The sequence below is a fragment of the Streptomyces sp. NPDC056948 genome (genome assembly GCF_042674225.1).
Taxonomy (GTDB): Bacteria; Actinomycetota; Actinomycetes; order Streptomycetales; family Streptomycetaceae; genus Streptomyces; species Streptomyces purpurascens.
In genome coordinates this window covers 1-11,025 of sequence record NZ_JBHUQX010000328.1, presented here as the reverse complement: position 1 = coordinate 11,025, position 11,025 = coordinate 1, and the positions used below count along the sequence as shown (strand labels likewise).

Here is an 11,025-nt window from a genome sequence, read left to right as displayed (position 1 = left end):
CCCTTTCTTCATGCCCTCTTGACTCCCGAAGGTGCCGGGTTTAGCTTCCTCTCCACCGATAGGAAACTTTCCTAACAGTAGACATCAGCAGGCGGGCGGACCTCGAGGGACTTCCCCTCGATGGACTTCCCCCCGCGATCACTGAAAAGCTGAGCAGCCGAAGGGCAGGTGTGGACACGCATGGCAGGAACCGCCGGTACGCCGGGCACCCCACGCGTCCTGCGCGCCATGAACGACCGGGCCGCCCTCGACCTGCTGCTGGAGCACGGACAGCTCTCCCGTACGCGGATCGGCAAGCTCACCGGCCTGTCCAAGCCGACCGCCTCCCAGCTCCTGGCCCGCCTGGAGGCGGCGGGCCTCGTCCTGGCCACCGGCACCACCGAAGGCCGGCCGGGCCCGAACGCCCAGCTCTACGAGGTCAACCCGGCCGCCGGATACGCCGCCGGGCTCGACGTCACCCCCCAGCGGATCCTCGCGGCGGTCTCCGACATCACCGGCCGCACGGTCGGCCGGCACGAACTGCCCACCCCCGGCAGGCGTACCGGCACCCCGGTCGTCCAGCAGGTCACCGAAGCCCTGGACGGCGCGGTGAAGGCGGCGGGCCTCGCGCGGGACGACATCCACCGTCTCGTGATCGGCACCCCCGGCGCCTTCGACCCCACCACCGGCCGCCTGCGCTACGCCTCCCACCTCCCCGGCTGGCACTCCCCCACCCTCCTGGACGAGCTCGCCGCCGCCCTGCCGATGCCGTTCGAGTACGAGAACGACGTCAACCTGGTCGCGCTCGCCGAACAGCGGCTCGGCGCGGCCCGGGGCCACGCGGACTTCGTGCTGCTGTGGAACCAGGAGGGCCTGGGCGCCGCCCTGGTCCTCGGCGGCCGGCTGCACCGCGGCTGGAGCGGCGGCGCCGGCGAGGTCGGCTTCCTGCCGGTGCCGGGCACCCCCCTGGTCCGCCAGGTGACCAAGGCCAACAGCGGCGGCTACCAGGAGCTGGCCGGCTCCCAGGCCGTCCCCCGGCTGGCCCGTGAACTCGGCATCGAGGACATCCCCACGGCCCCGTACGCCGAGGCCGCCGCACACCTGGTGGCCCGGGCCGCGGAGGCCGGCGACGCACCCCACCGCCACCTCCTGCAGACCTACGCGACCCGGCTGGCCACCGGTCTGGCCTCCCTCGTCTCGGTCCTCGACCCCGAGCTCGTCGTGCTGAGCGGCGCGTCCCTCACCTCGGGCGGCGAGACGCTGCGCGCCCTCGTCCAGGCCGAACTGGAAGAACTGGCCGCGTCACGCCCCCGCCTGGTCGTGGGCGACGTCCGTGAACATCCCGTGCTGCGCGGCGCGCTGGAGAGCGCGCTCGCGACGACGCGCGACGAGGTCTTCGACACCTCCCGCTGACCCCACCCCCCCCCACCCCCCTCCTCGCTTTCCCTCCTTCCCCCGTGCCTCTCCTTCCCCCGTGCCTCAGGGAGCTCTGCCATGCCCGGAATATCCAGAAAAGCAGCCATAGCGCTCGCCGCCTCCGCGTCCCTCGCCCTCCTCGTCACCGCGTGCACCGGCCAGTCCGACGCCGGCGCGAGCGACGACGCCGCGCAGGAGACGACCATCAACTTCTGGCACGCCTGGAGCGCGCCGAACGAGGTGAAGGCCGTCCAGTCCCTGGTCGCCGGCTTCGAGAAGGCGCACCCCAACATCCACGTCAACGTCGTCGGCAACATGACCGACGACAAGATGAACCAGGCCCTGCGCACCGGCGGCGCCAAGGCCCCGGACGTGATCTCGTCCTTCACCACGAACAGCGTCGGAAGGTTCTGTTCCTCCGGCGCCCTGGTGGACCTGAACCCGTTCTTCGAGAAGTCCGGCGTCGACCCGGAGAAGACCTTCCCGAAGGCGATGAACGAGTACACCCAGTTCGACGGCAACCGCTGCGCCGTCCCCCTCCTCGGCGACGCGTACGGCCTCTACTACAACAAGACGGCGTTCGAGAAGGCCGGCATCAGCAGCCCGCCGAAGACCTGGTCCGAGTTCGAGCGGGTCGCCAAGAAGCTGACGATCCCCCAGGGCGACACCTACAAGCAGCTCGGGTTCATGCCGAACTACCACGGCTGGGAGACCACCACCGAGCACTACCTCGGCCAGTTCTCCCCCACGTACTTCGACAAGAACGGCAAGTCGAACGTCGGCAAGGACCCCGCCTTCGAGGCCGCGTTCACGGTCCAGAAGAAGCTGGTCGACGAACTCGGCGGCTACCGCAAGCTGGAGACCTACCGCTCCAAGCTCGGGGACGAGTGGGGCCCCAAGCACCCCTTCCACACCGGCCAGGTCGCCATGCAGCTCGACGGCGAGTGGCGTCTGGGCATGGCCCTGGACACCAAGCCGAAGTTCGACATCGGCGTGGCCCCGCTGCCCGTCCCCGACGACCAGGCCGACCAGTACGGCAAGGGCTACATCACCGGCACCATCGCCGGTATCGCGGCGACCAGCAAGAAGCAGAACGCGGCCTGGGAGCTGGTGAAGTACATGACCACGAACACGGACGCGGTGGTGAACTTCTCCAACGCCATCCACAACGTCCCGTCGACGCTCGCGGCCCTGAAGTCCCCGAAGCTGAAGTACGACCCGCGCTTCAAGACGTTCCTGGAGATCGCCGCCAACCCGGACTCCACCACCGCCCCCGCCTCCGTCAACGGCGGCGTCTACCTCACCACGGTCCAGGAGTTCGGCTACGCCTACGAAAGCGGCAAGGCGACCGATCTCAAGGCCGGCCTGAAGAAGACGGCCGCGCAGATCGACACAGACATCGCGCAGGCGAAGTAGCCATGAGCACCATGAGCCCCGGTAGCACCATGAGCCCTGGTAGCACCATGAGCACCTGTACGTTGCGCGCGAAACACCGCCGCTCGACGCTGCGCACCCTGGCCTTCCTCTCCCCCTGGCTGATCGGCTTCACGGTCTTCTTCGCCTACCCCCTGCTCTCCACCGTCTACTTCTCCTTCATGCACTACGACGGCTTCAAGCCGCCGGCCTGGACGGGCACGAAGAACTGGACGTACGTCTTCGCGCACTACCCCCTCTTCTGGCCCGCCCTGCGCAACACCCTGTGGCTGGTCGTCATCATGGTCACGCTCCGGGTCGCCTTCGGCCTGGGCGTGGGCCTGCTGATCACCAAGATCAAGACCGGGACAGGCGTCTTCCGCACTCTCTTCTACCTCCCCTATCTGGCCCCGCCCGTGGCGGCCACCATGGCCTTCGCCTTCCTCCTCAACCCCGGCACGGGCCCCGTCAACTCCCTCCTGGAGAAGGTCGGGCTCCCCACGCCCGGCTGGTTCAACGACCCCACGTGGTCGAAGCCGGCCCTCACCCTGCTGGCCCTGTGGGGCATCGGCGACCTGATGGTCATCTTCATGGCGGCCCTGCTCGACGTACCGAAGGAGCAGTACGAGGCGGCGGAACTGGACGGCGCGACGCCCTGGCAGCGCTTCCGCTACGTCACGCTCCCGAACATCTCGCCGATCGTCATGTTCGCGGTGGTCACCGGCGTGATCCAGACGATGCAGTACTACACGCAGCCGCTGATCGCCGGAAAGGTCGCGTCGGGCGTGATCCAGGGCGCGGGAACGCAGTTCGAGCCCGGCTACCCGGACAAGTCCACGCTCACCCTCCCCCAACTCGTCTACAACCTGGGCTTCCAGCGCTTCGACTACGGCTCCGCCTGTGTGGTGGCCCTGGTGCTCTTCGCCCTCTCCATGGCCTTCACCGCACTCCTGATGCGCCGCAAGGGCGGCCTGATCAACGCAGGTGAACGATGACGCAACTACTGGACAAGCCGGTCGGGTTGAGCACGGCACCGCCCACCCCGGCGGAGCGCACGGCCCACCGCAGAGCACTCCTGGAATGGATCGCGATCCACTCCCTGGGCATCGCGGCGGCCCTCTTCTTCACCCTCCCCTTCGTGTTCGTCTTCCTCACCTCGCTCATGAGCGACAGCCAGGCGCTCAGCCGCGACCTGATCCCGCACACCTGGGAGTGGGACAACTACCGCAGGGTCTTCGACACCCCCGGCTTCCTCACCTGGTGGAAGAACACCCTCTTCTACGCGTTCCTGGGCACGGCACTCACGGTGATCTCCTCGATCCCGGTGGCCTACGCCCTGGCCAAGTTCCGCTTCCGGGGCCGCAATCTGGCGTTGATGCTGGTCATCTCGATGATGATGCTGCCGCCGCAGGTCGTCATCATCCCGATGTACCTGTTCTGGGCGAAGCAGCTCGACCTGTCCGGCACGCTCTGGCCGCTGATCATCCCCATGGCGTTCGGCGACGCGTTCTCGATCTTCCTGCTGCGCCAGTTCCTCACCACGATCCCCGACGAGTACCTGGACGCGGCGAGGGTCGACGGCTGCGGCGATCTGCGCACCCTGCTCAAGGTCGTCCTCCCGATGGCGAAACCGGGCATAGCCGCAGTGGCGCTCTTCCAGTTCTTCTACGCGTGGAACGACTACTTCGGCCCCCAGATCTACGCCTCGGAGAACCCGGGCGCCTGGACGCTCTCCTACGGCCTGGAGTCGTTCAAGGGCGCCCACCACACCGACTGGAACCTCACCATGGCCGCCACCGTTCTGGTCATGGCCCCCGTGATCCTCGTGTTCTTCTTCGCCCAGAAGGCGTTCGTAGAGGGTGTCACGCTCACCGGAGTAAAGGGTTAGACGCACATGAAACTCACCGTGGTCGGCGGAGGCTCGACCTACACCCCCGAACTCGTGGACGGATTCGCCCGTCTGAGGGACACCCTGCCCATCGAGGAACTGGTCCTGATGGACCCGGCGGAAGACCGTCTGGCCCTGGTCGGCGGCCTGGCCCGGCGCATCTTCGCCCGCCAGGACCACCCCGGCCGCATCACCACCACGACCGACCTCGACCGGGCGGTGGACGGCGCGGACGCGGTCCTCCTGCAACTCCGCGTGGGCGGCCAGGCGGCCCGCGAGCAGGACGAGACCTGGCCCCTCGACTGCGGCTGCGTGGGCCAGGAGACCACGGGCGCCGGCGGCCTGGCCAAGGCCCTGCGCACGGTCCCGGTCGTCCTCGACATCGCGGACCGCGTACGCCGCACCAACCCGGACGCCTGGATCATCGACTTCACGAACCCGGTCGGCATCGTGACCCGCGCCCTGCTCGAGGCGGGCCACAAGGCGGTCGGCCTGTGCAACGTGGCGATCGGCCTCCAGCGCAAGTTCGCGGCGCTGCTGGGCGTGGAGCCCCCCGAGGTCCACCTGGACCACGTGGGCCTCAACCACCTCACCTGGGAGACAGGAGTACGCCTGGGCGGCCCGGAGGCCGAGGACGTCCTGCCGAAGCTCCTGACGGACCACGGCGACACGATCGCGGCGAACCTGCGCCTGCCGCGCACGCTGCTCGACCGCCTGGGCGTGGTTCCGTCGTACTACCTGCGCTACTACTACGCGCACGACGAGGTCGTACGAGAACTCAGGACAAAGCCATCCCGGGCGGCCGAAGTAGCGGCGATGGAGAAGGAACTGCTGACGATGTACGCGGACCCGGCGTTGGACGAGAAGCCGGAGCTGCTCGCCAAGCGGGGCGGCGCGTACTACTCGGAGGCGGCGGTGGACCTGGCGGCGGCGTTGCTGGGCGGTGGCGGCACGCCGTACCAGGTGGTCAACACGTACAACCGGGGCACGCTCCCGTTCCTCCCCGACGACGCGGTGATCGAGGTGCAGGCGGCGGTGGGCGCCAAGGGCGCGTCTCCCCTCCCCGTCCCCCCGGTGGACCCCCTCTACGCGGGCCTGATGGCGAACGTGACGGCGTACGAGCACCTGGCCCTGGAGGCGGCCCTGCACGGCGGCCGCACGCGCGTCTTCCAGGCCCTCCTCTCCCACCCGCTCATCGGCCAGTACGAGTACGCCGAGGCGCTCACCGACCGGCTGATCGCACACAACCGGGAGCATCTCGCGTGGGCCTGACCGCATCCGTCCTCGCCATCGACGCCGGCAACAGCAAGACGGACGTCGCGATCGTGACGGCGGACGGAGAAGTCCTGGCCACGGCACGCGGGGCCGGCTTCCGCCCACCCGCGGTCGGCCTGGACACCGCGATGGACACGCTCGCCGCCCCTGCCCGCCGGGCCCTCGCCATCGCAGGCCTCACTTCCGTCACTCACGTCTCGGCATGCCTCGCCAACGCCGACTTCCCGGTCGAGGAGGAACAGTTGGCGACGGCGCTGCACGCACGCGCCTGGGGGACGACGGTGACGGTCCGCAACGACACGTTCGCGATCCTGCGCGCGGGGGTGACGGAACCCCGGGGCGTCGCGGTCGTCTGCGGGGCGGGCATCAACTGTGTGGGCATGCGTCCCGACGGCCGCACGGCCCGCTTCCCGGCCCTCGGCAGGGTCTCGGGCGACTGGGGCGGCGGCTGGGGCCTCTCGGAGGAGGCGATGTGGCACGCGTCACGTGCGGAGGACGGCCGCGGGCCCGCCACGGCCCTGTCCCGGACCCTCCCCGCCCACTTCGGCCTGGCGTCCATGTACGCCCTGATCGAGGCACTGCACCTGGACCGGATCGCAGCGTCCCGCCGCCACGAGCTGACACCGGTCCTCTTCGCGACGGCGGCGACCGGAGACCCGGTCTCCCTCATGATCGTCGACCGCCAGGCCGAGGAGGTGGTCGCCATGGCCGTGGTGGCCCTCACCCGCCTCGACCTCGTGAATGAACCGACACCCGTGCTGCTGGGCGGCGGCGTCCTGGCGGCCGAGCACCCCCAACTGAACGGCCGGATCAAGGACCTGCTGTCCGACCGAGCCCCGATGGCGATCCCGCAGGCGGTCACGGCCAGTCCTGTCCTCGGCGCGGCCCTGCTCGGGCTGGACAGGGTGGGGGCGAGGGAGGGGGCGCAGGGGCGGTTGCGGGCGCATTTCGGGGCGTGAGGGGTGCGAGACGAGGGCTCGGTGGGCGGGTGCTGGGACAGCCTCCGTGGACGGCCGCTGTGACTTGGGTACCCACAGGCGCATACTGAGGCAATGACAAAGCCTCCCGCTGCCAAGCGTCACCTGCCCACCAGCCCCTTCAAACCCCCGGTCGTGCCGGCTCCCAAGCACTTCGCCGTCGGCGACCAGGTCACACACGACATCTACGGCCTCGGCCGGGTGATCGGCATCGAGGACGGAATCGCGGCACTCGTGAATTTCGGCTCGGTGGAACAGCGGATCCTGAGCCCGTACGCCAAGATGACCAAGCTGTAGGACCGCAGCACCCCTTCATCGCACGCCAGGTCCCTACGGGGGGCTTGGATTCCAAGGGAGACCTCTCATCGACCTGACCTCGCCGTTCTCCGCCCCGGACGGACCGCCCCGCTGCCCTGCCACGGCATCGCCCCCTCCGGCCATGAACCCCTTCCAGGCCCCGGACTTCGGAGAGGACGAGGCCTTTGTAGCCCCAGGTCAGGACCTCGGGCCTGCATCCATTACCCCCCGGGGGTAGCCGCCGCCCCGCATTCAGGAGGCTCGCTGGGCGGCGCCCCAGCCGGCAGGGGCCCAGGGGGCCTAACGACTGTTGCGCCTCGCCCCGCGCGATCCGTGAGGGTGACGGCGGATCTGGACGTTGCAATCGGAGACGCGAGACATGTCTCTTGCCGCCCTGGCAGCCTCCCGCTGACCGCCAAACCGTCGGCACTCCGCACAGCCGCTCACGGGCTCCGGCTCGGGGAGCGGCAGCCTCCGCTCCACCGCGCTCTTGAACCTGCTCACCGGTCTCCTCCCCGACCGGCGGCGCGGGACGCCTGCCGATACTCCTCGTGCAGCCGGTCCTGCTCCGCACAGGGGAGGTTCAGGTTGGCGCCCTCGTCGTCCATGGCACAGCACGTCCGGCAGGTGACGCAGTGGTCGGCGAGGCGCACGAAGGCGGCCTGCTTGGGCGTCATGGCCATGGCGGGTGGGGAACCATGCGTACTGGTGCTCATCCGCGGCCCCTCGTGGATCTCGGCCCACACCTCTTTGCCCCATGGGCGCCTGCCCGGGCCGTGCAGGTCGCAGCCCCAGCGATCGGCGATGCCGTCGATCAGGAGCAGACCACGACCTGACTCGTCGTCCTCACCAACCTGACCGAGGACCGGCAGGAGCGAGGGCGCCCGGTCCACCACCCCGACACGCACCCGTGTCACGCCCGGCCGCCCGACCATCAGGCGGATCGAGTGGCACGGGGCGTGCCTGACGGCGTTCGCGATCAGCTCCGACATGATCAGCGCAGCGACGTCGGCGAGGTTGTCCAGGTGCCATACGCCGAGGGCGTCACGGACGAGCTTGCGGCCGATCGCAGCCGTGGACGGCTCGCACAGGAAAGTCTGGCTGTAGGCAGGGTGACCAGTGGGAGCAGCCTGAACTGGCTTACTGAGACTCGTCATTGGGATGGAGCCTTCGTGTCGTCTCGGCGCCCGGCCCGCCCCAAGGAAGCGTCAGGAGCGAACAGGGCCGTCAACAGCCGCCCGCACGGGAGTGACAGGCGACCAGTGACAAGACAACTCCCGTTCGGCACACGGTGGTTAGGGCGATCAGGCGCTCTCTCGACGAAACGACATAGGGCGATTTGACCTACCATTTACCTGACGAGCAGGCGCAGTGAGGGCTACCGTGCCGACATGGGCACCACGCGCAACACCATTCTTGAAGCGTGGATGGACGAACACGGCTACAGCTCCAACAGCCTGGCTGACGCTGTGAACAGGGCCATTGAACAGTTAACCGGGCGGCCCGGCGGCCTCGACGGTTCATCGATCCGATCCTGGAAAGCGGGCCGGGTCAACTGGCCCAAGTCGGCTACCCGCAAGGCACTTGAGGACGTCACCGGACTGCCCGCCATCGCTCTGGGGTTCGTGCCACGGGGCCGGACTTCGTCCACCCCGGCCCCACCGCAGCAGGAGGACCCCGACATGAAGCGCCGTACCCTCATCGGCGGCATCGCGGCCGCTGCCGCGGCGGCGGCAGCCGCCCCCGGGACCGCCTCGCCTCGCCGCATCGGCATGAGCGACGTCGAACGCCTCCAGAAGCGCTTCTCGGAGATCATCGCCAGCGACCACCGCCACGGCGGACAACTGGGCATCGAGCAGCAGGCCGCCGCACTCGCCGACGAGGCGCTGAACCTCCAGAACGCCGGCAGCGCCAGCCAGCGCGTACGCAGCAACCTCTACGCCTCCGCAGCGGCGTTCCGCTCCTCGGCCATGTGGGCCGCCATCGACGGCCGCCGCTACGACGACGCCAAGGCGCACATGCGCGAGGCCCAGTCCCTCGCCGAGATGTCCGGCGATCAAGCGATCAAGTTCCGCATCTGGAGCCACGCGGGCACCATGTACCGGCACATGGGCCGCCCCGCCGACGCACTCGCCGCGAACGATGTCGCACGCAACCTGCACCTCGCCCGCCGTGATCCTCTTTTCGCCTCACTCGGCCTGGCCCGGCAGGCGGCCATTCACGGCGCCGCACAGGACCGCACCGGTACCCGCCGCGCGTTCGAGCAAGCCCAGGACGCCATGCTGCGAGCCGACCCCGCCGACTACCGGCCGGCGTGGATGCTCGCCTTCTACGACCAAGCCGAGCTGGACGCCCTGGCCCTCTCCGCGCACTTGGCACTCGGCGACCACCCGACCGCCGAGTATCACGCTCACCGTTGCCTGTCCGCCCTGCGCCCCCACATGGTCAGGTCCCGGGCCATCACCTCGACCCGGCTCGCCCACGCCCAACTCGCCCAGGGCGACGCCGACGCCGCCACGGCCACCGCGATGATGGTCCCCGCCGACGCAGCCACCCAGCACGCCCGTGTGTCCCGCATGCTGCAAGAGTTCGGTGCCGCACTGCGCGCCACGGCACCCGGCAGCACCACCATCCGGACCTGGACCGAGCACACCGCCACTTGGAGGATGGCCGCATGACCACGGCGCCCGCCATCGAGCTACGTAGCTACACCACCCTCGACACCATCCGCGGCGACCTCCTCGACGTATACGCCGACGTGCGCGCCCCACTCCTCCACCTGCCGAACTACGCGGTCACCGCCTTCGGCGAGCGCCTGGACAGGCACGGTACGGAACCGGGATTCGTGACCGTCCTCGCATACGCAGACGGCCATCCGGTCGGCTACGCGTACGGCAACACCATCGAGCACGGCAACCGCTACTGGCAGCGCACCAGCCCGACGCCGACCGAGAAGTACACCGAGCGTCCTGCCGTGGCCCTGAAGGAGATCGGCGTCCGACCGACCTGGCGCAAGACCGGCACAGCCCGCCGCATCCACGACGCGCTCCTCGCCATCCGCGCCGAGCCCTTCGTCACGCTCATGGTCAACCCAGCCTCCGGCGACGGAAAGGTCCACGCGCTCTACAGGTCATGGGGCTACGAGGACATCGGCCAAAGCCAGCCTTCACCGGCCTCACCGTTGCTCACTGTGATGGTCCGCGCTATCCGCTGACGAGTCCGACCGCCGCCCGGGTAGTCCACCGAAGTCCGTCCCCCTCTGCCCTGGACGCCTACCGATGCACCACACTCAGCGCCTACGCCTCCACCGCTTCCTCCGGAACCGCCCCACGCCCACTTGGGGTGGGCCTGATACTCGGCTCCTCCGGTTCGCCATCTGCCCAAGCTCCGTGCACCTGCTGGGGTGTTAGTCCCCAGGCGATGCTTGACGAGGCGGCCTCAGCTCTCCCTGCACGCGCCGATCAGACGCGCACAGCCAAGCTGAAGCAAGCGGTATCAAGCATCAGGTGAAGCCGCATCAACCGAGACACGACATGGTCTTGCCTCAGTGTCTAGTCCCAGGTGATGTTTGACGTTCTGGTCCCAGCTGATGCCTGACGGTGGGCCTAGTGCTCTGACCGGGAACGTTTACCGGGCCGGGTGGTCTGGCCGTGGCCGGAGCCCCGTGCGTATGACGGCTCTACGTCACGCTACCGAAGCCCTAACCGCCCAAGATCATCCCGTGGCGGCTTTTGGGCTCACCTTGGCGGGACTCCCCATGGGGCCGGTACCTTCGGGTAC

9 protein-coding genes and 1 pseudogene are annotated in these 11,025 nt (G+C 69.1%); 9 read left to right on the top strand and 1 reads right to left on the bottom strand.

Annotation, left to right across the window (positions count from 1 at the left end; all coding sequences use genetic code 11):
* The first annotated feature begins 180 nt into the window (after positions 1 to 180).
* The 7 genes from ACFTZL_RS32605 to ACFTZL_RS32575 all read left to right on the top strand — a co-directional run bounded on the left by ACFTZL_RS32605 (position 181) and on the right by ACFTZL_RS32575 (position 7,245).
* On the top strand, positions 181 to 1,392 hold the full coding sequence (locus ACFTZL_RS32605) for an ROK family protein (RefSeq protein WP_382590107.1): 1,212 nt from the start codon (positions 181 to 183) through the stop codon (positions 1,390 to 1,392).
* A gap of 81 nt (positions 1,393 to 1,473) precedes the next feature.
* Positions 1,474 to 2,811, top strand: a complete 1,338-nt coding sequence (locus ACFTZL_RS32600) for an ABC transporter substrate-binding protein (RefSeq protein ID WP_382590104.1) — start codon at positions 1,474 to 1,476, stop codon at positions 2,809 to 2,811.
* A 47-nt stretch (positions 2,812 to 2,858) separates the two neighbouring features.
* Positions 2,859 to 3,803, top strand: a complete 945-nt coding sequence (locus ACFTZL_RS32595) for a carbohydrate ABC transporter permease (RefSeq protein WP_382590101.1) — start codon at positions 2,859 to 2,861, stop codon at positions 3,801 to 3,803.
* Positions 3,800 to 4,696 (top strand): carbohydrate ABC transporter permease, encoded by an 897-nt coding sequence (locus tag ACFTZL_RS32590; protein ID WP_382590098.1) that lies wholly within the window; start codon positions 3,800 to 3,802, stop codon positions 4,694 to 4,696. The genes ACFTZL_RS32595 and ACFTZL_RS32590 overlap by 4 nt, the downstream gene beginning before the upstream one ends.
* Before the next feature lie 6 nt (positions 4,697 to 4,702).
* On the top strand, positions 4,703 to 5,968 hold the full coding sequence (locus ACFTZL_RS32585; protein WP_382590095.1) for a 6-phospho-beta-glucosidase: 1,266 nt from the start codon (positions 4,703 to 4,705) through the stop codon (positions 5,966 to 5,968).
* On the top strand, positions 5,959 to 6,930 hold the full coding sequence (locus tag ACFTZL_RS32580; RefSeq protein ID WP_382590093.1) for an N-acetylglucosamine kinase: 972 nt from the start codon (positions 5,959 to 5,961) through the stop codon (positions 6,928 to 6,930). Before ACFTZL_RS32585 ends, ACFTZL_RS32580 begins: the two co-directional genes overlap by 10 nt.
* 93 nt (positions 6,931 to 7,023) lie before the next feature.
* The gene (locus ACFTZL_RS32575; protein WP_382590090.1) at positions 7,024 to 7,245 is read left to right on the top strand and encodes a hypothetical protein; all 222 of its coding nucleotides are present in this window, start codon (positions 7,024 to 7,026) and stop codon (positions 7,243 to 7,245) included.
* A gap of 731 nt (positions 7,246 to 7,976) precedes the next feature.
* Here ACFTZL_RS32575 and ACFTZL_RS32570 read toward each other — a convergent pair.
* Positions 7,977 to 8,402: pseudogene (locus ACFTZL_RS32570) on the bottom strand (ATP-binding protein); the annotation flags it as partial.
* Positions 8,403 to 8,636: 234 nt separating this feature from the next.
* On the opposite strand from ACFTZL_RS32570, the gene ACFTZL_RS32565 reads away from it, so the two are divergent.
* Together ACFTZL_RS32565 and ACFTZL_RS32560 are read left to right on the top strand one after the other, a co-directional pair.
* A complete protein-coding gene (locus tag ACFTZL_RS32565) occupies positions 8,637 to 9,923 on the top strand; it encodes an XRE family transcriptional regulator (RefSeq protein WP_382590087.1) in 1,287 nt (428 codons plus the stop codon).
* Entirely contained in the window at positions 9,920 to 10,459 is a 540-nt protein-coding gene (locus ACFTZL_RS32560) for a GNAT family N-acetyltransferase (RefSeq protein ID WP_382590084.1), read from the top strand. Before ACFTZL_RS32565 ends, ACFTZL_RS32560 begins: the two co-directional genes overlap by 4 nt.
* Positions 10,460 to 11,025 lie beyond the last annotated feature (566 nt).